Origin of the sequence: Klebsiella sp. HMSC09D12 (assembly GCF_001808475.1) — a bacterium.
Classification (GTDB): Bacteria; Pseudomonadota; Gammaproteobacteria; order Enterobacterales; family Enterobacteriaceae; genus Klebsiella; species Klebsiella oxytoca.
In genome coordinates this window covers 1-21402 of the sequence record NZ_KV793463.1, presented here as the reverse complement: position 1 = coordinate 21402, position 21402 = coordinate 1, and the positions used below count along the sequence as shown (strand labels likewise).

Annotated in this window: 20 protein-coding genes and 1 pseudogene; 13 read left to right on the top strand and 8 right to left on the bottom strand. The window is 50.4% G+C overall.

Annotated elements, in window-relative coordinates:
* Positions 1-38: 38 nt before the first annotated feature.
* Both HMPREF3178_RS10350 and HMPREF3178_RS10345 read right to left on the bottom strand, forming a co-directional pair.
* Positions 39-923 carry a nucleoside-specific channel-forming protein Tsx gene (locus HMPREF3178_RS10350; protein WP_004099436.1) on the bottom strand — a complete coding sequence of 295 codons (885 nt, stop codon included), beginning with the start codon at positions 921-923 and terminating at the stop codon, positions 39-41.
* Between the two features lie 295 nt (positions 924-1218).
* The gene (locus tag HMPREF3178_RS10345; RefSeq protein WP_017146520.1) at positions 1219-1761 is read right to left on the bottom strand and encodes a SadB/YajI family lipoprotein; all 543 of its coding nucleotides are present in this window, start codon (positions 1759-1761) and stop codon (positions 1219-1221) included.
* A 147-nt stretch (positions 1762-1908) separates the two neighbouring features.
* On the opposite strand from HMPREF3178_RS10345, the gene nrdR reads away from it, so the two are divergent.
* The 6 genes from nrdR (at position 1909) to pgpA (ending at position 6013) form a co-directional block, all read left to right on the top strand.
* Positions 1909-2358 (top strand): transcriptional regulator NrdR, encoded by a 450-nt coding sequence (gene nrdR, locus HMPREF3178_RS10340; protein ID WP_004099449.1) that lies wholly within the window; start codon positions 1909-1911, stop codon positions 2356-2358.
* Positions 2359-2361: 3 nt separating this feature from the next.
* The gene (ribD, locus tag HMPREF3178_RS10335; RefSeq protein WP_017146519.1) at positions 2362-3465 is read left to right on the top strand and encodes a bifunctional diaminohydroxyphosphoribosylaminopyrimidine deaminase/5-amino-6-(5-phosphoribosylamino)uracil reductase RibD; all 1104 of its coding nucleotides are present in this window, start codon (positions 2362-2364) and stop codon (positions 3463-3465) included.
* A 93-nt stretch (positions 3466-3558) separates the two neighbouring features.
* Complete coding sequence (ribE, locus tag HMPREF3178_RS10330; RefSeq protein ID WP_003021575.1) at positions 3559-4029, top strand: 6,7-dimethyl-8-ribityllumazine synthase; 471 nt, start codon at positions 3559-3561, stop codon at positions 4027-4029.
* 19 nt (positions 4030-4048) lie between these two features.
* Complete coding sequence (gene nusB, locus HMPREF3178_RS10325) at positions 4049-4468, top strand: transcription antitermination factor NusB (protein ID WP_004099457.1); 420 nt, start codon at positions 4049-4051, stop codon at positions 4466-4468.
* A gap of 74 nt (positions 4469-4542) precedes the next feature.
* Complete coding sequence (thiL, locus tag HMPREF3178_RS10320) at positions 4543-5517, top strand: thiamine-phosphate kinase (protein WP_004099460.1); 975 nt, start codon at positions 4543-4545, stop codon at positions 5515-5517.
* Complete coding sequence (gene pgpA / locus HMPREF3178_RS10315) at positions 5498-6013, top strand: phosphatidylglycerophosphatase A (protein WP_004099462.1); 516 nt, start codon at positions 5498-5500, stop codon at positions 6011-6013. Before thiL ends, pgpA begins: the two co-directional genes overlap by 20 nt.
* A gap of 269 nt (positions 6014-6282) precedes the next feature.
* On the opposite strand, the gene HMPREF3178_RS10310 is transcribed toward pgpA, so the two are convergent.
* From HMPREF3178_RS10310 to xseB, 4 genes are read right to left on the bottom strand one after another with little or no spacing between them, the layout of a single operon-like run.
* On the bottom strand, positions 6283-7257 hold the full coding sequence (locus HMPREF3178_RS10310) for an aldo/keto reductase (RefSeq protein ID WP_004110982.1): 975 nt from the start codon (positions 7255-7257) through the stop codon (positions 6283-6285).
* A 59-nt stretch (positions 7258-7316) separates the two neighbouring features.
* On the bottom strand, positions 7317-9179 hold the full coding sequence (dxs, locus tag HMPREF3178_RS10305; protein WP_016808654.1) for a 1-deoxy-D-xylulose-5-phosphate synthase: 1863 nt from the start codon (positions 9177-9179) through the stop codon (positions 7317-7319).
* An 18-nt stretch (positions 9180-9197) separates the two neighbouring features.
* Complete coding sequence (gene ispA, locus HMPREF3178_RS10300) at positions 9198-10097, bottom strand: (2E,6E)-farnesyl diphosphate synthase (protein WP_004099466.1); 900 nt, start codon at positions 10095-10097, stop codon at positions 9198-9200.
* On the bottom strand, positions 10098-10340 hold the full coding sequence (gene xseB, locus HMPREF3178_RS10295) for an exodeoxyribonuclease VII small subunit (protein ID WP_004099468.1): 243 nt from the start codon (positions 10338-10340) through the stop codon (positions 10098-10100). It abuts the gene before it with no gap.
* A 198-nt stretch (positions 10341-10538) separates the two neighbouring features.
* Here xseB and thiI point away from each other — a divergent pair, with 198 nt between their 5' ends.
* Complete coding sequence (gene thiI / locus HMPREF3178_RS10290; protein WP_024273832.1) at positions 10539-11987, top strand: tRNA uracil 4-sulfurtransferase ThiI; 1449 nt, start codon at positions 10539-10541, stop codon at positions 11985-11987.
* 23 nt (positions 11988-12010) lie between these two features.
* Positions 12011-12643: a hypothetical protein gene (locus HMPREF3178_RS10285; RefSeq protein WP_004110984.1), complete on the top strand. Its 633-nt coding sequence runs from the start codon at positions 12011-12013 to the stop codon at positions 12641-12643.
* 29 nt (positions 12644-12672) lie between these two features.
* Here HMPREF3178_RS10285 and yajL read toward each other — a convergent pair whose 3' ends face one another.
* Positions 12673-13266, bottom strand: coding sequence for a protein deglycase YajL (yajL, locus tag HMPREF3178_RS10280; RefSeq protein ID WP_004099475.1), 594 nt, complete (start codon positions 13264-13266; stop codon positions 12673-12675).
* A complete protein-coding gene (gene panE / locus HMPREF3178_RS10275) occupies positions 13229-14140 on the bottom strand; it encodes a 2-dehydropantoate 2-reductase (protein ID WP_017146517.1) in 912 nt (303 codons plus the stop codon). Before panE ends, yajL begins: the two co-directional genes overlap by 38 nt.
* 142 nt (positions 14141-14282) lie before the next feature.
* On the opposite strand from panE, the gene HMPREF3178_RS10270 reads away from it, so the two are divergent.
* The 5 genes and pseudogenes from HMPREF3178_RS10270 to HMPREF3178_RS10250 all read left to right on the top strand — a co-directional run.
* A complete protein-coding gene (locus HMPREF3178_RS10270; RefSeq protein WP_004099480.1) occupies positions 14283-14774 on the top strand; it encodes a YajQ family cyclic di-GMP-binding protein in 492 nt (163 codons plus the stop codon).
* A gap of 1248 nt (positions 14775-16022) precedes the next feature.
* Positions 16023-18680, top strand: coding sequence for a two-partner secretion domain-containing protein (locus HMPREF3178_RS10260; RefSeq protein ID WP_024273834.1), 2658 nt, complete (start codon positions 16023-16025; stop codon positions 18678-18680).
* 64 nt (positions 18681-18744) lie between these two features.
* On the top strand, positions 18745-20391 hold the full coding sequence (locus HMPREF3178_RS10255) for a ShlB/FhaC/HecB family hemolysin secretion/activation protein (RefSeq protein WP_017146513.1): 1647 nt from the start codon (positions 18745-18747) through the stop codon (positions 20389-20391).
* Between the two features lie 18 nt (positions 20392-20409).
* Positions 20410-20778 (top strand): holo-ACP synthase, encoded by a 369-nt coding sequence (acpS, locus tag HMPREF3178_RS29835; protein WP_004099485.1) that lies wholly within the window; start codon positions 20410-20412, stop codon positions 20776-20778.
* Between the two features lie 18 nt (positions 20779-20796).
* Positions 20797-21387, top strand: a pseudogene (locus HMPREF3178_RS10250) (SDR family oxidoreductase); the annotation flags it as partial.
* Positions 21388-21402: the final 15 nt, after the last annotated feature.

The window sequence follows — 21402 nt, the reverse complement described above, 5'->3', positions numbered from 1 at the left end:
ATTATCCCCGGCGCATTTGCCGGGGATAATCGAGCCGATTAGAAGTTGTAACCGACCACGAAATAACCACCCCAGCCGGTAGAGCGGACGTTAAAGTCGCCGTCGCCGAAGTTCAGTTTCGCGTCATCCGCCCACTGGCCGCCGTTGTGGAAGTAACGCGCCACGACGGAGTAGTGCCAGTGATCGTAGTTCAGCGCCAGGATATGGCTGGAAGCGATGGAGTTGCTGGTGCGTGAATGCTTACCGTTCAAATCATAAGAGTTGTCATCGCCCAGATCGGAGCCCCAGTCAAAGTTGGTGAAGCCGATATAGCTCAGTGAACCGCCCCACAGATCGGTCAGCGGCACAAAGTATTTCACTTTGAAACGGTAACCGTCCCATTCGTTCTCGTTAGATGCGCCATAGTTTTGCCACTGATATTTCGCATAGACGTTCAGGGAGAGGCTCATCGGCAGGCCGGTATCGATATCGGTACCCAGACCCATATACCAGGTGCTCTGACGACCGGATTTGTTGCGGCCCATGTCGTAGATATAGTTGTTGGCGAAATACCACTCTTTGAACGGGCCGAAGCTGAGGTCGGTACCGGTCAGTTTATCGATAGAGAAGCGCGGCTCAATTTCCATAAACAGCGGAGAACCGTGGTTCCAGATACCTTTCGCGTCGGTGTTGCCGCCGAAGAATACCGGCGCATCCATATAGCCATAAAAATCAAACCAGTCTTTCTTAGCGAACGCTTCATATTCCAGATAAGTATCGTTACGAATCTGCGGCCCAAAACGAGTGTGGTAGCTGCCCACCACGTTCACACTCTGGTGCCACCAATCAGACAGATATTGCGGTTTGTCGTTTTCTGCCGCGCTGGCAGAGAAAGATGCGGAGAGCGCCAGAGCTGCGCCAGCTGCCAGTAATGTTTTTTTCATAATGATGCCACTGTTTAAATTAAGCCTGAAGGCGTTAAAAGAATCGCCGTAGCGTTTCTAAATATTTCGTATTTCTGTGGCGTCTATTATAGGAATCATTGCTCACAAAAATATGTGTTGTTTCACATAACGAAGACATAGGTAATCGATTGCGTTCACGATTTTATGCATTTCTTGACGAAATGCCACCGAAATTCATAATTCCTGTCAATTTTTAGTGAACCGATCGGGAAATCTGTAAGTGGATTTGCACAGCGGAAAAATGCCGGATGTTGAACGCATCCGGCAGACGGCATTACTGCATACTGGCGGGCTGAATATCGTGGATGCGAACGAAGCCAACCTGCTCTGGCGTCACGCCATTCAGGCGCAGCGGAATGTCGACATCGCTCGGCGCCAGGACGCTTGCCGGAGCGCTAATGAGCTGATTTTGTACATTAACCTCCTGGTAGCTATCGGTTGTGCCGCTGATCTGCCCGGAGGCGACCGTCGCGCTAAAGGCCGGCAGCGGATCGTTTGATTCCCCCTGAATGCGCAGGGTGAGGCGGGTACCGTCGCCATCCGGGGCGATATTGAGCAGCGACATGCGCAGGGTACCAATCTGGCTTTTCAGGCGAGCTGGCGTTTTCGCCTCCGGCAGCAGGTATACGCCGCTGTTTGATTTCTCGTTCAGAACGTTTTGCTGAGTAATTTTTACCGTTTGCTGATTGAGCTGGGTCATCTCTTTGCTCAGAGTGCTCACGCTCTGGTTCATCTGGCGAATTTCGCTTTGCTGCGCGCAGGCGCTAAGGGTGAAAATGCTACCCACAATGGCCAGCTTTAAATAACGTCTTGTCATAGTCGAGATTCCGTTAACAGAGGATGCTTAATGGTAGATCGTTCGGCTAAACGCACTATAGATCCTTTGTCTCAAAAGCTCTTTCTTTGTTGTCGGGTCACTTCGCGGTAAACTACCTGTTAGTTTAACTACTTGTCAGGACGCGCTATGCATTGCCCTTTCTGTTTCGCCGTAGATACCAAGGTTATCGACTCACGTCTGGTGGGCGAAGGCTCTTCCGTGCGTCGTCGCCGCCAGTGTCTGGTCTGCAACGAACGCTTTACGACGTTTGAAGTGGCGGAGCTGGTGATGCCGCGAGTCGTAAAAAGCAACGACGTGCGCGAGCCTTTTAATGAGGACAAACTGCGCAGCGGCATGCTTAAAGCACTGGAAAAGCGTCCGGTCAGCTCAGATGACGTCGAAATGGCGCTTAACCACATTAAAACCCACCTGCGCGGAACTGGCGAACGTGAAGTGCCGAGCAAAATGATCGGCAATCTGGTGATGGAACAGCTGAAAAAGCTCGATAAAGTGGCCTATATCCGCTTCGCTTCCGTCTATCGCAGTTTCGAAGATATCAAAGAGTTTGGCGAAGAGATCGCCCGCTTACAGGACTGATCCATGCAGGACGAAATATACATGGCGCGAGCGCTGAAGCTGGCTGCGCGCGGACGCTTCACGACTCACCCAAATCCGAATGTCGGCTGCGTGATTGTCAAAGATGGCGAGATCGCCGGCGAAGGTTTTCACTATCGCGCCGGTGAACCGCACGCGGAGGTGCATGCGCTGCGCATGGCGGGCGAAAAAGCCCAGGGCGCGACGGCGTACGTGACGCTGGAACCCTGTAGCCATCACGGGCGTACGCCGCCGTGCTGCGAAGCGCTAATTGCCGCAGGGGTAACCCGCGTCGTTGCCGCAATGCAGGACCCCAATCCCCAGGTCGCGGGGCGCGGTCTGTACCGCTTGCAGCAGGATGGCGTTGACGTCAGCCACGGGCTGATGATGAATGAAGCCGAAGCGCTGAATAAAGGTTTTCTCAAGCGCATGCGCACCGGCTTTCCGTGGATCCAGCTAAAAATGGGCGCATCGCTGGACGGCCGCACGGCGATGGCCAGCGGAGAGAGCCAGTGGATCACCTCACCGCAGGCGCGGCGTGATGTCCAGCGCCTGCGCGCGCAAAGCCACGCTATTCTGACCAGCAGCGCGACGGTGCTGGCGGACGATCCGGCGCTGACCGTACGCTGGGACGAGCTCAACGCTGAAACCCAGGCGCTGTACCCGCAGGAAAATCTGCGCCAGCCTTTACGCATCGTTATTGATAGCCACAATCGCGTCACGCCGCAGCACCGTATCGTGCAGCAGGCGGGCGAAACGCTGTTTGCCCGCACCCGTGAAGATGAACGGCAGTGGCCGGAGAGCGTACGTACTCTGCTGGTGCCGGAGCATAACGGTCGGCTGGATCTGGTTTTATTGATGATGCAACTGGGCAAACAGCAAATTAACTCGATCTGGGTAGAGGCCGGGCCAACGCTTGCCGGCGCGCTGTTGCAAGCCGGGCTGGTGGATGAGCTTATCGTCTATATTGCGCCTAAACTGTTAGGCAGCGATGCGCGCGGATTATGCGCGCTGCCGGGGCTTGAGAAACTAGCGCAAGCACCCCATTTCAAATTCAACGAGATACGTCATGTAGGCCCGGATATTTGCCTGCATTTAGTGAACGCTTGATTTCCCCGATCAAAAGGGAAAGCAGTGCGCCGATTATTATGATAGAATCCGCCCCCCTTGCGGGGCCAAATGAACTGAACCCGAAGGAAGAGTATGAACATTATTGAAGCTAACGTTGCTACCCCGGACGCTCGCGTCGCCATCACCATTGCGCGTTTCAACAACTTTATCAACGACAGCCTGCTGGAAGGTGCGATTGACGCCCTGAAGCGTATTGGCCAGGTTAAAGATGAAAACATTACCGTTGTTTGGGTTCCAGGCGCGTACGAACTGCCGCTGGCGGCTGACGCACTGGCGAAAACCGGTAAGTATGACGCGGTGATTGCGCTGGGTACCGTTATTCGTGGCGGCACTGCGCATTTTGAATATGTGGCTGGCGGTGCAAGCAATGGCCTGGCGCACGTCGCTCAGGACAGCGGAATCCCGGTAGCCTTCGGTGTTCTGACCACAGAAAGTATTGAACAAGCCATCGAACGCGCTGGCACCAAAGCCGGTAACAAAGGCGCTGAAGCAGCGCTGACCGCGCTGGAAATGATTAACGTATTGAAAGCCATCAAGGCCTGATTTTTGTAAGGGGAATTCCGTGAAACCTGCTGCTCGTCGCCGCGCCCGTGAGTGTGCTGTCCAGGCGCTCTACTCCTGGCAGTTGTCCAAAAACGACATTGCTGATGTCGAATACCAGTTCCTGGCGGAACAGGATGTAAAAGATGTCGACGTTCTGTATTTCCGCGAGCTGCTGTCCGGAGTGGCGACTAACAGCGCGTATCTCGACGGCCTGATGAAGCCGTACCTTTCTCGTCTGCTGGATGAGCTGGGTCAGGTGGAAAAGGCGGTCCTGCGTATCGCGCTGTTTGAGCTGTCAAAGCGTAGCGATGTACCGTACAAAGTTGCGATTAACGAAGCCATTGAACTGGCGAAAACCTTTGGCGCTGAAGATAGCCACAAGTTTGTCAACGGCGTGCTGGACAAAGCTGCCCCGGTAATTCGTCCCAACAAAAAGTAAACTCCAGGGCCGGATTTGCAGAGTCTCACTTCTGCAAACCGGCCTTATTCTTTTCTTTTTCTGAGGCATAACGTATGGCATGCGGCGAATTTTCCCTGATTGCCCGTTATTTTGATCGCGTAAAAAGCGCACGTCTTGATGTTGAAACCGGCATTGGCGACGACTGCGCGCTCCTGAATATCCCCGAGAAAAAAACGCTGGCAATCAGCACCGACACCCTGGTGGCGGGAAACCATTTTTTACCCGACATCGACCCTGCCGACCTCGCCTATAAAGCGCTGGCGGTAAATTTAAGCGATCTGGCGGCGATGGGCGCCGAACCGGCATGGTTAACGCTGGCTCTGACCCTGCCGGAAGCGGACGAAGCCTGGCTTGAAGCCTTTAGCGACAGCCTGTTCGTACAGCTTAACTATTACGATATGCAGCTCATTGGCGGCGATACTACTCGCGGACCGCTGGCGATGACGCTGGGTATTCACGGCTATGTGCCAACGGGACGCGCGCTGAAGCGTTCCGGGGCAAAGCATGGCGACTGGATTTACGTCACCGGCACGCCGGGAGACAGCGCTGCTGGCCTGGCGATTTTGCAGGATCGGCTGCAGGTGGAAGATGCCACCGACGCGGATTACCTCCTGGCGCGTCATCTGCGCCCGCTGCCGCGGGTTCTGCAGGGTCAGGCGCTGCGCGATCTGGCGAATTCGGCCATCGATCTTTCCGACGGCCTGATTTCCGACCTGGGGCATATTCTCAACGCCAGCGGCTGCGGCGCGCGCATCGACCTTGATGCAATGCCGTTCTCGGATGCGATGCTGCGCCAGGTGGATAAGGAGCAGGCGCTGCGCTGGGCGCTCGCCGGCGGTGAAGATTATGAACTGTGCTTTACCGTACCTGAACTCAACCGCGGGGCGCTGGACGTGGCGCTTGCCAATCTCGGCGCGCGTTTTACCTGTATTGGACAGATCGTTCCTGAATCGGAAGGCCTGCAATTCACCCGTGAGGGCAAGCCGGTAACGCTGGACGTTAAGGGGTATGACCATTTTGGCGCGTAGTAGAGATGTGGCGAAAAGCCGGCTGAAGATGAGCAACCCCTGGCATCTGCTGGCAACGGGATTTGGCAGCGGTCTTAGCCCCGTGGTCCCCGGCACGATGGGGTCGCTGGCGTCGATTCCCTTCTGGTACTTGCTGACCTTTATTCCCTGGCAGCTCTATTCGCTGGTGGTGATGATGAGTATCTGCATCGGCGTCTATATTTGTCACCGTACGGCGAAAGATATGGGGACCCACGATCACGGCAGTATCGTCTGGGACGAGTTTGTCGGGATGTGGATTACGCTGATGGCTTTGCCGACGATGGACTGGCAGTGGGTTGCCGCCGGGTTCGTGATTTTTCGCATCTTTGATATGTGGAAGCCGTGGCCTATCCGCTGGTTCGACCGCAATATCCACGGCGGGATGGGGATCATGGTGGATGATATCGTCGCCGGGGTGATTTCCGCCGGGGTGCTGTACGTCATTGGCCACCACTGGCCAATTGGGCTTTTCTAAAGGTCGTCCGACCCACCTGGCGTGTACCGCCCGTAGATCGTGCAAGCCGGCGTTTCCCGGAGGCGGTGCTGCGCACCTGTCCGGGCTACTGTCCCGCAGACGGTGGAGAACTCGTAGCCCGGGCAAGGCGCTTTGCGCCGCCCCCGGGAGCAAAGCGCAGAGTGGCGTAATTTCCCGGAGGCGGTGGTCAACCCGTTGTCCGCAGATATTGGTGAATCTGTAGCCCGGCTAAGCGCAGCGCGAGCCGGGAATCTGGTAGGGACGGCGGGTTACTTGAACCCCACGATCGGGTGCGGTTTATACGGTGCTTCCAGCTTCTCAATCTGCTCTGGCGTCAGCGTTAAATCGACCGCATGCAGCAGTTCATCCAGCTGTTCCTGCCTTGACGCGCCGATAATCGGCGCGGCCACGCCGGGCTTGCTCAATAGCCAGGCCAGCGCGACCTGAGCGCGCTCGGCATCAAGCTCTTCCGCGACCTCAGCAAGGTTTGCGGCAATCTGCTCGTCATTCTCATCCATGGCATTATAGAGCGACTTACCGAATTCATCCGATACCAGGCGGGCGGTGGTTTCTCCCCAGGGACGCGTCAGACGACCGCGCGCAAGCGGGCTCCAGGGCATTACCGCGACCCCTGCGCGGCTGCACAGCGGTAGCATCTCATTCTCTTCTTCACGGTAAATCAAATTGTAATGATCCTGCATGGTGACGAAGCGAGCCCAGTTATTTTGCTCCTGCAATGCCAGCGCCTGCGCGAACTGGCGCGCATGCATCGACGATGCGCCGATATAGCGGGCTTTACCCGCCTTGACGACGTCGTTGAGCGCCTCGAGGGTTTCTTCAATGGGCGTGGTGTAATCCCAGCGATGGATCTGCAACAGGTCGACATACTCCATGCCGAGACGGCGCAGGCTGTCGTCAATAGATCGCAGGATCTGCGCCCGCGACAGTCCCTGCGGCAGATCGCCCACCTGATGATAAACCTTGGTCGCGACGATTACGGAATCGCGTCGGGCATATTCGCGTAGCGCGCGGCCGAGGATCTCTTCGCTGCTGCCGTCAGAGTAATTATTGGAGGTGTCGAAAAAGTTAATCCCGCCTTCGAGGGCGTATTTAATGAGTGGGCGGCTGCTCTCTTCCGGTAAGGTCCATGCATGGTTGCCGCGGTCCGGTTCGCCGAAGGTCATACAGCCAAGGCAGAGCCGGGAAACGCGGAGATCGGTATCGCCAAGAGGGATATAGTGCATAGTGCGCTCCTGCTACGGATAAAAGTATCCCTTAAGCATAGCAGGAGCGGTGACGGCAATTATGCTAGCCAGGCGTGGATTTTGGCTTCAATTCCTGCGGCGTCGAGGCCGAGATCGGCATACGCTTCTTCCTGGGTTCCCTGCGGGATGAAGAAATCAGGCAGGCCGAGATTCAGCACCGGCACCGCGCGACGGCGAGACATCAGCAGCTCATTCACGCCGCTGCCCGCGCCGCCCATAATGGCATTCTCTTCCAGCGTAACCAGCACCTCGTGTTCTGCGGCCAGCTGTAGCACCAGCGCTTCATCCAGCGGTTTGGCAAAGCGCATATCCACCAGAGTGGCATTAAGCTTCTCCGCGACTTTAGCGGCCTGCGGCAGCAGCGTGCCGAAGTTAAGGATGGCGATCTTCTCGCCTTCGCGTTTCACCACGCCTTTACCAATAGGCAGCGATGCCAGCGGTTCAAAGGCAGCACCGGTACCGGAGCCACGCGGATAGCGCACTGCGCTCGGGCCGTCGTTGTAGTGATAGCCGGTATAGAGCATCTGGCGACATTCGTTCTCGTCGCTTGGCGTCATGATAACCATATCCGGGATGCAGCGCAGGAAGGAGATATCAAATGCGCCCTGATGGGTCTGACCGTCAGCGCCAACGATTCCTGCGCGGTCGATAGCGAACAGCACCGGCAGCTTCTGGATAGCGACATCGTGAATCACCTGGTCGTAGGCGCGCTGCAGGAAGGTTGAATAAATCGCCACCACCGGCTTATAGCCGCCAATCGCCAGGCCAGCGGCAAAGGTGACCGCATGCTGTTCGGCGATAGCCACGTCGAAATACTGGCTGGGATACTTTTTCGAAAACTCGACCATTCCTGAACCCTCGCGCATCGCGGGGGTAACGGCCATCAGCTTGTCATCCTTTGCGGCGGTTTCGCACAGCCAGTCGCCGAAGATTTTCGAGTAAGTTGGCAGGCCGCCGCTGCTTTTAGGTAGCACGCCGCTGGTGTGATCGAACTTCGGCACCGCGTGGAAGGTAATCGGGTCTTTTTCGGCGGGCTCATAGCCGCGGCCTTTTTTGGTCATGATATGCAGGAACTGCGGACCTTTCAGGTCGCGCATGTTCTTCAACGTGTTAACCAGACCGATAACATCGTGGCCGTCCACCGGCCCAATGTAGTTAAAGCCCAGCTCTTCAAACAGCGTCCCCGGAACCACCATCCCTTTGATATGTTCCTCGGTGCGTTTGAGCAGCTCTTTAATCGGCGGTACGCCAGAGAAGACCTTTTTGCCGCCTTCGCGCAGCGTGGAGTAGAGTTTTCCGGAAAGCAGCTGCGCCAGATGATTGTTTAGCGCGCCGACGTTCTCAGAGATCGACATTTCGTTATCGTTGAGCACTACCAGCAGGTCGGGTTTGATATCACCAGCGTGGTTCATTGCTTCAAACGCCATCCCGGCGGTGATCGCCCCGTCGCCGATCACGCAGACCGCGCGACGCTGCTTATCTTCTTTGGCTGCGGCGATGGCTATGCCGATGCCGGCGGAGATAGAAGTGGACGAGTGGCCGACGCTAAGAACGTCATACTCGCTCTCCCCGCGCCAGGGAAAGGGGTGCAGTCCGCCTTTCTGACGGATAGTCCCGATTTGATCGCGGCGTCCGGTCAGAATTTTATGCGGGTAAGCCTGGTGGCCGACGTCCCAGATAAGGCGATCGAAAGGCGTGTTATAGACGTAGTGCAGCGCCACGGTTAGCTCTACCGTGCCGAGGCCGGAGGCAAAGTGCCCGCTGGAGCGGCTGACGCTGTCCAGCAGGTAGCGCCGCAGTTCGTCGCACAGTTTCGGCAGGCTATCTTTCGGCAACAAACGCAACTCCTGGGTGGAGTCCACCAGCGCCAGGGTCGGGTATTTGGCAATATCAAAACTCATCAGAGACTCATTTATTGTTTATTTATCACGCTGAATTATGTAATTCGCGAGCGCTTCCAGTGCCGTGGTATCCAGAGATTGCGCGGCCAGCTCGTTTAACGACCGGCGGGCGTCGGTAATCAGGTCATGGGCCTTTTTCCGGGCTTGCTCAAGTCCCAGAAGGGCGGGGTAGGTACTTTTGCCCAACTGCTGGTCGGCTCCCTGACGTTTGCCAAGGGTGGCAGTATCCCCTACCACGTCGAGAATGTCATCCTGGACCTGGAAGGCGAGACCGATATTTTCTGCGTATCGATCGAGAGCGGGCAACGCTCTGCGTCCGGCTTCACCTGCGCTCAGTGCGCCCATTCGTACCGCTGCGCGAATCAATGCACCGGTCTTATGGCGATGAATACGCTCCAGCGACGGCAGGTCAACCTGATGACCTTCCGCTTCCAGATCCAGCGCCTGACCGCCGCACATCCCGGCGATGCCGCTGGCCTGCGCCAGTTCAGAAATCATCGCCAGACGATCGCGATCCGGTACTTCCGGCATCGGCGCATCACTCAGTATAGAAAACGCCAGCGTTTGTAGGGCGTCTCCAGCAAGAATTGCGTTCGCCTCACCGAATTTTATATGGCAGGTCGGCTGTCCACGGCGCAAATCATCATCGTCCATTGCCGGAAGATCGTCGTGCATTAGCGAATAGGCATGGATGCATTCGACGGCGGCGGCGGGAGCGTCCAGCGTAGCGCGGCTAACGCCAAACATGTCGCCGGTCGCGTAAACCAGAAACGGGCGCAGGCGCTTGCCGCCCAATAGTGCGCCGTACTGCATGGCTTCGACCAGCGGAGTGTTCTGAAAGGGCTGCGGAGCGATAAAACGACGCAGCGCTTCGTTAGCCTGCTCAACGCACGACTGTAGCTGTTGCGGAAAATCCATTTATTCAGCGTCCGGCGTAAAAGGCGTCAGCGGCGCATCTTCGCTATCCGCCAGCAAAATTTGCACGCGCTGCTCGGCCTGCTGCAGCTTTGCCTGCCCCTGGCGCGCAAGCTGTATGCCGCGCTCGAATTCGCCGAGCGCTTCTTCTAGCGGCAGCGAGCCGCTTTCCAGACGATTAACAATCTGCTCCAGCTCGCCCAGGGCGGTCTCAAAGCTGGCCGGGGCCTCATTTTTCTTTGGCATAGTGAATATAGACTCTTGTTATGTCTCGATGGCTATCAATATGGTAACGAAGTCGCGCGGTTAATCAAATAACGCGCAATGCCAGGTGAAAAGCGTCCAATAGTGGTATACTCCGCGCCCTGGATGCAGACGCCGATCGCGCCTGTACAACTTTTTATGCTTAAAGCCCCGTCGGGCTTGCCAACGAATATTGTCGCCATGAAGTTTATCATTAAATTGTTCCCGGAAATCACCATCAAAAGCCAATCTGTGCGATTGCGCTTCATTAAAATTTTAACCGGGAACATTCGTAACGTTCTCAAAAACTATGATGAGACGCTTGCCGTCGTTCGTCATTGGGATCATATCGAGGTTCGGGCAAAGGATGAAAACCAGCGCCTGGCTATTCGCGATGCCCTGACCCGTATCCCCGGTATTCACCATATTCTTGAAGTCGAGGACGTTCCTTATACTTCCCTGCACGATATTTTCGAGCAGACGCTGCCGCTGTGGCGTGAAGCGCTGGAAGGTAAAACCTTCTGCGTGCGCGTTAAGCGCCGCGGTAAGCATGAGTTTACCTCAATCGAAGTCGAGCGCTACGTTGGCGGCGGTTTGAACCAACATATTGAAACGGCGCGCGTGAAGTTAACCGACCCCGATGTGACGGTGAACCTCGAGATTGAAAACGATCGCCTGCTGCTGGTTAAAGGGCGCTATGAAGGTATTGGCGGTTTCCCGATCGGCACCCAGGAAGACGTGTTGTCGCTTATTTCCGGCGGTTTCGACTCCGGCGTCTCCAGCTATATGCTGATGCGTCGCGGTTGTCGCGTGCACTACTGCTTCTTTAATCTCGGCGGCGCTGCGCATGAAATCGGCGTACGTCAGGTGGCGCACTACCTGTGGAACCGTTTCGGCAGTTCCCACCGGGTACGTTTCGTGGCGATTAACTTCGAACCCGTGGTTGGCGAGATTCTGGAAAAAGTCGATGATGGCCAGATGGGCGTGGTGCTCAAGCGTATGATGGTTCGCGCGGCGTCAAAAGTCGCCGAGCGCTACGGCGTGCAGGCGCTGGTTACCGGCGAAGCGCTGGGACAGGTCTCCAGCCAGACGCTGACCAACCTGCGTCTGATCGACAACGTCTCGGATACCCTGATTCTGCGTCCGCTGATTTCACACGATAAAGAGCACATTATTAATCTGGCGCGTGAAATCGGTACCGAAGATTTTGCCCGTACCATGCCGGAATACTGCGGGGTTATCTCGAAGAGCCCGACCATTAAAGCGGTAAAGGCGAAGATCGAGGCGGAAGAAGAGCACTTCGATTTCGACATCCTGGAAAGAGTGGTAGCGGAAGCGACGAATATCGATATCCGCGATATTGCTCAGCAGACAGAACAGGACGTGGTGGAAGTGGAAACCGTCAGCGGCTTTGGCCCGAACGACGTAATCCTCGACATTCGTTCTGTCGACGAACAGGATGACAGGCCGTTAAAGGTGGAAGGCGTGGATGTGGTCTCTCTACCGTTCTATAAGCTCAGCACCAAATTTGGCGATCTCGACCAGAATAAAACCTGGCTGCTGTGGTGTGAACGCGGCGTGATGAGCCGCCTGCAGGCGCTGTATCTGCGCGAGCAGGGCTTCCAGAATGTGAAGGTGTATCGCCCATAACAAATTGATAACAAGGATGTTATATGATTCCTGAACAACCCGCAGGCCAGGATGGCGTGCCGTTGACGATTTATATTCCGGGACAGTGTTTGTCGTTTTCCCAATACCAGTGGGGAGCGAGGCTGGCCCGGCTCGCATTGCCAGAACGTCGCCGCCGTTTAGCTCCTGTACCCGCATTTCTTATTAGCACACTTATTATGTGGCTGATTTTTGCCTTTTTTGCGTCATTGAGCGATGGTCATTATCAGTTCAGATTAAGCGCCTGGTCCATTAGCGATGGGGCGGGCGAGTATCTTTTCAGGTTACGCAATTCAAAGGTGATAGCCGTTTTTCTGGGATGCTACATTGTCGGCGTGTTGACCATCCGGCTTCTTTATCGCCGATTTCAGAGATGTTGGTCCCGTCGCTTTTATGACGCCAATGAAGCTATTCGCAGCGGATATTGCCTTCAGCTGTGGGAGGAGGGCGTAAGCTGGATGGATCACTCTAATCAAAATTACCGGGCTTTTCTGGCGTGGAGACACGTTAAGGGGATCGTAAGTCACGGAAAAATGGATTATTTAGATTTAGGGACCTTAGGATTTTTGTGGATCCCCGTTGATTTAGATGCGTATCCGCGAGCGCAGGTATTCAGGTTTATTGAACGTCATATGTGAAGGTAACGGCGGAAATTTCCGCCGTTGGCTCACGCTTCGTAGTAGTTATAAATTCCCGCCGCCATGACCAGCTGTGATGCGACTTCATGGGCTTTTTCACGCCCAACCAGCAGATCAATTATCTTTAAAGCGAAATCAATGGACGTCCCGGGCGCCTGGCTGGTAAGTAGCTTAACGCGAGCATCCCAGACGACGCGCCTGTCCTGCCACTGCCCGGCAGGAATGCGATCTTTCAACCCGGGAAATCCGGTCATATTGCCGATGGGGAACAGATTATGCGGCACCAGTACGGTGGCCGCCGCGGCGCAGATCGCTGCGACGATACGCCCGGAAAGGTGAAACTGACGCACGGTCTCAACCAGCAGAGGGCTGTCGCGGAAGCACTCGGCGCCCTTAATGCCGCCAGGAAGAATGATGATATCGAAGTCGCCATCGGCCACTTCCACCAGTGGCGCATCGGCCAGCAGCTTGACGCCGCGCGAGCAGACAATCGTCAGATCGCCATCGCTGGCGACGCTGGCGGTTGTGACCTTTATGCCGCCGCGAACGAGTAAATCTATGGTGGTGACCGCTTCGGTCTCTTCGCTACCAGGGGCGAGGCAAATCAGTGCCGACGCGCTCATATTCATTCTCCTTACGCTTAACCAGTTCAAACAGACGGGTATTTTCAGGTACGGCTATACCGTGGGCTCGAGCACGCTTTAGCAGAAAACCGGTAATATAGTCGATTTCCGTATGGCGCTGGGCGAGAATATCCTGCAGCATTGAAGAAGTATTTTCTGCCGTACTTTCAATAACCTGATGAACATAGAATAACAGGTTTTCCGGCGAGGTATGCATCCCCTCGCGCTCCATAACCGCCGCAACTTCATAGCAGATGTCAGCGACCTCCTGAGGATATTCGCGTAAGGCGCCGTTATGGCAGTTCTTCAACGCCGTCAGCGGGTTGATCACGCAGTTAACAGCCAGCTTACTCCAGATTGCGGGGTAGATATTATTATGCCAGGCAACGTCAGGTAGCACGCCCTGGAGCACATCGGCAAGATAACTGTAGTCCTGCGGATAATTTTTCGCTGGACCAATGTGGCTGGTGCCATTGGCAACATGGACAATGACGTTGCCGTCGCGGCGAGCAGCCTGGGTTGTCGAAGCCATCAGCAGCGGCTGTCTGATGCTTTTAAGCTCATCCACGGTTCCCATACCATTATGCATGAGCAAAACAGGCGATGATGAGGGCAAAATTGCGCTCAGATTTTTCACCGCGTTGGAGACCTGCCAGGCTTTCAGCGTGACCAGTAACAGGTCGCTACTGGCGAGAAAATCAGGATCGTTAGCGATAAATGATTCATTAAACACGCTACCGTCGGTATCAATGACATTGACGCTACAGAATGGCTGGGGGACGCGTAACCAGCCCTGGACTTCATGCCCGTGTTTGTACAGCGCAGTTAGCCATAACTGTCCCAGTGCACCGCATCCGAGTACGGTTACTTTCATTATTCCTCCTCACCTGTGAGTGCTGCATCAGGTGCTCATGGCTAAAGTATAGCGTTATCAGTTATCCTTTCGGGATAACAAGTTGAGTTATGTCGCGTTGCAGGTATTATGCAACGCAAAAGAAACTGAAGGAGAGGAAAAGATGCCATCTTTCGATATTGTCTCTGAAGTCGATCTTCAGGAAGTTCGAAACGCCGTAGAGAACGCGACCCGTGAAGTTGAATCGCGTTTTGATTTTCGTAACGTCGAAGCGAGCTTTGAACTGAACGAAAAGAACGAGTCCATCAAGGTCCTCAGTGAGTCTGATTTCCAGATTAATCAACTGCTGGATATTCTGCGCGCCAAGCTGCTTAAACGCGGAATTGAAGGCAGTTCTATTGAAGTTCCGGATGAGTTCGTGCACAGCGGTAAGACCTGGTTTGTCGATGCAAAGCTGAAGCAGGGAATTGAGAGCGCGACGCAGAAGAAAATCGTTAAGCTTATCAAGGACAGTAAGCTGAAGGTGCAGGCGCAGATCCAGGGTGAAGAAATTCGCGTTACTGGAAAATCTCGTGACGATCTGCAGGCGGTTATGGCTCTGGTACGCGGCGGTGATTTAGGTCAGCCGTTCCAGTTCAAAAATTTCCGCGATTAGCCAGTATGCTCAGATAGTACACGCTTATCCGGCCCATTAGAACGGTCGGATAAGCCGTCGCCCATTTTCACTCACGTTCTGAATCATGACATTTTAAATGTGAAATTAATGAGTTCAACTACACAATAATATTCCCTTTAGTTAATCAATCTCCTTTCAGCCTTGCAACAGCGGCTTGCTCTCAGACATTAAACCCGCATATCGATTATGACTGGTAAGCGGTACAGCACGCCAGTTGCATAATACTGGCGATAGCCGGCAAGGTTATGTCCTTGAGCTTGCATTCAAATATATTTCATGTTTTGCCATACTAATTCCTTAATAGACTATTCATTGACGTATTAGCGCTTTTACTCATCAAAGAGTCGGTTGAATTATTCGAATTTCACTATGTTGCCACCATATAAAATTTGTCTGGTAGGGGAATATGGAGATGTTTTTATTCATCGTACTTATTATTTACCTGCCTGGTATTTTTATAATTTAATGTTCAATAACACATCGCATAAGGTATCAGAAATTGATGAAAATAAAATTAAAGCGATTTCAGATAGGTAACACTAACATCCGGATGTTTACCAGAACCCTCACTTTATTAATATTGTGAAATGAGTTTTCGAACGAATAGCGCCTGTCTGAATGGTGTGTTTATCTGAGGTTGCTGCTAAAATCCAATAAAATCAGATTGTTGAAGCCCGGATTTGAGCGGTGTTATTCTTTTTGATTTCGCATGAAACAATAGTAAACACAAAGTTGAGGATATTAGAAATCTTCCGATTTAATTTAAAGATAATATTCATTCTTGATCTTCATCATGAAGGTCTGGAAGTTGATATAATGGGTAATAATTCACTTTTGTTTATGAAACTATTCGAGGAAAGTATAGCGAAGTCAGTTAAGTGTTGTATGAAAGTTGTGGCCGGCAGGGATAATATCAGCGGCCTAAACCATAAGGTGCAGAACAGAGATAAGCTTACGCGGATACAACCTCTGCAGAGGGTAAAATTCGTAAATTAAAAATATAATCGACTAAATATTTTGCTTAAAAATACTAAAGTTTATGCTTCATATATTTCATAAATCATATTAGTTGCTGTATACAAGATGTTGATGAATTGGATGTGATTTATACACAAGGATCGGTGCACTAATTAGTGTGCTAAAAATGGCCTGATGTGAATGATGATGCTTGCACATTGTGTAATTCCATCAGGCTGTGCTCTATCAATACTATCTGAAAAGGTTTATATGAAACATTACGCGAATAAAAAAAGAATGCTAAAATTAAATCCTGTTGCTGCTTCAATATTACTGCTTTTACCGGTAATGGCCCAGGCTGATATCTCAATCATTAATGGGAACGTCACGTCAGCAAACGGTGTTCCTGTTGTGAATATTAAAGAAGCAAATAGCAAAGGACTTTCACATAACGTTTACGAAACACTGAACGTGGGCAAAGAAGGGGTGATTTTCAATAACTCCGCCAGCGCTGTGCAAACGACTCTGGCCGGGCAGATTGAAGGTAATGCTAATCTCGCGGGTGGAACCGCGAAAGTTATTCTGAATGAAGTAACTTCAAAAAATGCAAGTACCATCAACGGGATGATGGAAGTGGCCGGCGATTCTGCTCATCTGATCATTGCTAACCCAAATGGGATTACCACCCAAGGGGGTGGTTTCATCAATGCGGAAAAAGGGACGCTGACGACCGGTACGCCAAATGTAAAAGATGGTGCATTAACCGGTTATACCGTGAAGGGCGGCAATATTACTGTTGGTAACTTCCAAAGTGAATCACCCACAGAAATTTTAGCCCGCAGCGTCAAAGTGAACGGAAGTCTAAGAGTTGATGAGCTATCAGTCACCGCAGGCAACAACGTTATCGATGTCGATGGTTCTATCACCGGCACAGTGGAGGCCATCGATAAAGCTGCTTCCTATGGCGTGGATGTCTCTAAACTCGGCGGTATGTATGCCAACCGCATTAATTTGATTAGCACTGAAGGCGGCGTTGGGGTACGTAACGAAGGGACTATTGCCGGCGGTGCCAGTGGCCTTAATATCACTAGCAACGGTAAGCTAATAAATAACAGCGCTATGATTCAATCTAGTGGCGACATAGCTGTAAATACCAATGGTGCTCTGGATAATATAAACGGTAAAATTAACAGCGGTAGAAGTATTACAATTGATACTGCCAAAAGCAGCATCAATAATACCACTGGGGGAAATATTTCTGCTGCATCAGATATTAACATTCTAAGCGGTGCACTGGATAATGCCAATGGTAAGATTGCATCTGGAGGAATGTTAACGGTTAATACCAACAATAATAAGCTGAACAACTCCGGAAGAAGCAAAAACGCTGGTATCGAAGCGGCAATAGTACTTATCGAGAGCGGAGAACTCAGCAATAGTAATGGTCAAATACATGGCAATTATATTAATCTAAAGAATAGCTCTATGGCTAATAACTCTGGCGTTATTGATGCCGATGGAAACGTAGAGATTAATAGTACTGGTAATATAGAAAATATAACTGGCTTGATTCGCTCCAGTGCAGCTAATGTGAAAATAACAACTACTAAAGCTATTAAAAATAACAATAATAAATCACTCGATCCGGCCGGTGCTGAGGCCAAAGGTATAATTTCTGGAAGCGGCACAGACATCTCGGCAGATTATGTCTTTAATAATGCTGGAACAATCGCCTCAGCTGGTGATATTAAATTAAAGACCACTAGAGATATCGATAACTACCAGGGGAAAATTGAAAGTAGTCAGAATATTTCAATCGAAGGTCGTGAGCTGCGGACCAGCCAGGCAGGAATCAATGGTATAAAAGGTGTTAATATCGAGCTTAGCGACAAATTTGATAGCCGTCTTGCTATGGTAACGTCTACCGAGGGTGACGTATCGATTAAAGCTAACAAAATTATTAACGACAGCTCATTGATTCTCGCCAAAAATATCAACGTTGAATCAGGCTCATATCTGGACAGCAAGTATTCAATGATGGTCTCCGATGAAAACCTGACGTTAAAGGCGGAAGGCGACATTAATGTTAGTTCTAGTAACATGTTTGGAGCTTATGCTGGACAATATTTCGGTTATATCAACCAGGAAGGCGGTGTAATCGCCGGTAAAGATCTGAATATTACCGCAAAAAATGTCAACAATACTTCTGGACGTATTATCTCTCAGTCGGGAGATGCTAACATTAACCTTTCTGGTAACCTGGCAAACAACAAAGGGCAGGTGGTTGCTAATTCTGGCAACATGAACATCGCTGCCAAACATGTTGCTGCAGATTATTCAACCGTTTACAGTGCAGGCAACATGAATATTAATGTTGACTCGCTGTCTTTAGAAGGTAACGGTTCTATCGCTAAAAATACCGCAACTGGTATTATTTCCTCAGATAGAGATATTTTCATAAATGTTAATGGTGATTATTTCAATAATGGCTGGATTAGTGGCAAGGGGGATGTGACTGTAAAAAGCACCGGCTATTTAAGAAATTCTCATACCATTAATGCTGACGGGAATCTTAACGTTAGTGGATACACTATAGCTAACAATAAAGATATCGTTTCTGGGAAGGCATTGACAATTACTACCAATACTGACTTGACCAACAATGCTAATGGTAATATCACTGGGTATACGACCAGGGTCGATGCTAATAATGTCTCTAATATGGGTAACCTGGTTGCTTCATCCCAACTCAATCTGAATGTGGCAAATAATATCTATAATTATTTGAATATCTATACCGAAGGAAAAGCAGTAATCAATGCCAAAAAAGTTATCAATACTGGCTTTTGGGCTGTCTTTGGTGGGGCTCAAGGACTTCAGACAGCTGCAAATATAACAAATATATTTGGTACTGTGGTTGGTAAATAGATAGAACGCTAAATATAAGGTAAAGGCAGCAAGGGATTGCTGCTTTTACCTGTCAGGAAACGAAATGGATATTCGATATATTTTCAGCGCGGCCTTGATATTAATGAGTTTCAGCTCGAAGACGTTTGCAGACATGCCGCTCGGGCGTATGATAAAAGAACAGCAGAGTAATGATAATACATCAATCAAAGAACGGAAGATTGAAAAAAAAGATGTTTTTTCGCAAGCCGTACAGGAAATAGCGGTGGATAGCGATTTTCCACAAGAGACGCCATGCTATGATATTGACGAGCTTATTCTCGAAAATGACTTCCTGAACGATCGCTGGATCCAAAAAATTAAAAAAAGAATCACCGGTAAGTGTTTGGGGGTCAAAGGATTACAAAAAGCAGCTGTCGTTTTGCAGGATCACTTTATAAATTCCGGGTACATAACAACCCGAGTCGAGATACCTTCTCAGGATCTTTTGACTAAAAAACTAAAGCTGCGAGTTATTCCTGGGCGAATATCACAAGTTATTATATCTGATAATGATATAAGTACATGGGGGTTGCCCTTTAAGGAAGGAGATATTCTGAATGTCAGGGATATTGAGCAGGGGCTGGAAAATATACAGAGGACGCCTTGGGTTGATGTTAAGATAAATATCATACCTGGCGTTAACAACGGTACCAGTGAAGTTGAGATTAAACCTCAGCGTACTAAAAGATGGAATTTAAGAACAACATATAACAATTTTGGTGATAAAAGTACTGGCAACCAACTCTTAGGGACAACCGGTTATCTTTATAATTTAACGAAATCTAGCGATCTTTTTTATTTGGCCGGTACCAGTAGTCAGACAGGAGGGTATAAAAATGTTAGCACCTACTATAGTATCCCTTTTGGATACTCTGAATTAAGCCTTTTTTATAGTAGTAGTAAATCAAAACAGAGTATTGATGTTGGCCCCTATGATTTTGACTATGTGGGGAAGACGCAGTACTTCAGCCTTAAGGGATCACGAATGCTGCATCGTGATGCGAGTTCAAAGCTTTCCGCCAATGCAGAACTTATCAGACGCAAGTATGATTATACATTAGGGGGGGAAGAATTAGTTTTACAAAAACGCGATATGAGTAATTTGAAGCTCGGGGTAAATTACAAGAAAAATTTCCCCGGGGCCGTATTAGATTCCAGTTTAAGCTGGCAACGTTTTATCAAGGCCTTAGGAAGTACAGAAACGCCGGATATGCGTAACGGAGATGTAAGTCGCCAGAGTCAGATCATGAATCTGAATGTGAATTATATGAAATGGCTAACTTCATTACCTGTTGATGCTTATTATGAACTTAATCTCGGTGTACAGTATACGCCGGATAATCTTACTCTACAGGATCAGCTTACTATAGGCGACCGTTGGAGTGTTCGTGGCTTTGATGATAGTGGAGGAATTTATGGTAATAAGGGATTTTATATACAGAACACGCTCAATCTTATTACAGGTTATAAAAACATAACTCCCTATTTTGGTCTGGATTATGGCCAAATCATCGGTAAGGTCCCGGTGCAGGAGATTGAGAGTAAAAAAATAATGGGCGGCATAACCGGTTTAAAAGGAGTTGTTTATGGTTTGGAGTACGATTTATCCTTATCGAGCCCTTTTGTCTACCCCGATAATTTAAATGTAGATAAGTATAAAGTTAAGTTTAACTTTAATTACCAATTATAACTATCGTAGCGATAAATCATGCGTGTTGGTACGGATATTGTTGAAGTGGAAAGAATTATTCAGGCCTTGACGAACAGCAATTCTTGCTTTTTACAGAGAGTGTTTACTCATGCTGAGATTAATAAAATTAACCCGCACGACCCAAATTATGAGCGCGCTTCTGGGTTCTGGGCGGCAAAAGAATCAATTGTAAAAGCAGTAGGTTATGGGTTTAACAATAAAATCCGCTTTCATGATATTGAGGTCACGCATGATGAATATGGAAAGCCAGCGTTTTTGATAACCGGAAGACTGAAGGAAATCCTCGATGAGCAAGGAGTTGCTAATATCTCCTTAAGTATCTCTCATTGCCGTACTCATGCAATCGCAGTGACTATTCTTTGTTAATTAAGGTGATCAATAGATATGTATAATTATAATGACCTCGTTGATAAAACCGTATTAGTCACAGGCGCCAGCGGTGATATCGGTCACGCCATTTGCGGCAAATTTCTTGAGCAAGGATGCGTCGTTTATGCACTTTACTGCACCAATAAAACGCAGTTGAAGGAGCTTCAATCACATCATCCTGCTGGAAAAAAACTTCATCTCCTGCAGGGGGATCTATCGAATCAGGAAGATGTTGCGGCCATATGTGCACAATTATCCAGTGATAAAGGAAAACTGGATGTTTTAGTGAACAATGCAGGAATAGTGAAAGATAACCTCTTTGCTGCTATGACTTTTGATGATTTTAGCTCTGTTATTAATACTAATCTTCTGGGGCTTTTTCGCTTGACTAAAGAGGTCTTACTTTTGTTACGTTCGGCCCAGAACCCTACAATCATTAATGTTGCATCTATTGCTGCTATTGTTCCGAGTATTGGTCAGGTTAATTATAGCGCTTCCAAAGGTGCCATTTTAAGTTTCACACGAACGCTGGCCGCTGAGCTTGCGCCGCGGGGCGTACGAGTAAATGCCGTTGCGCCGGGAATGATCGAGGCTTTGTTGAATAAATCAGATTTCGGGTAA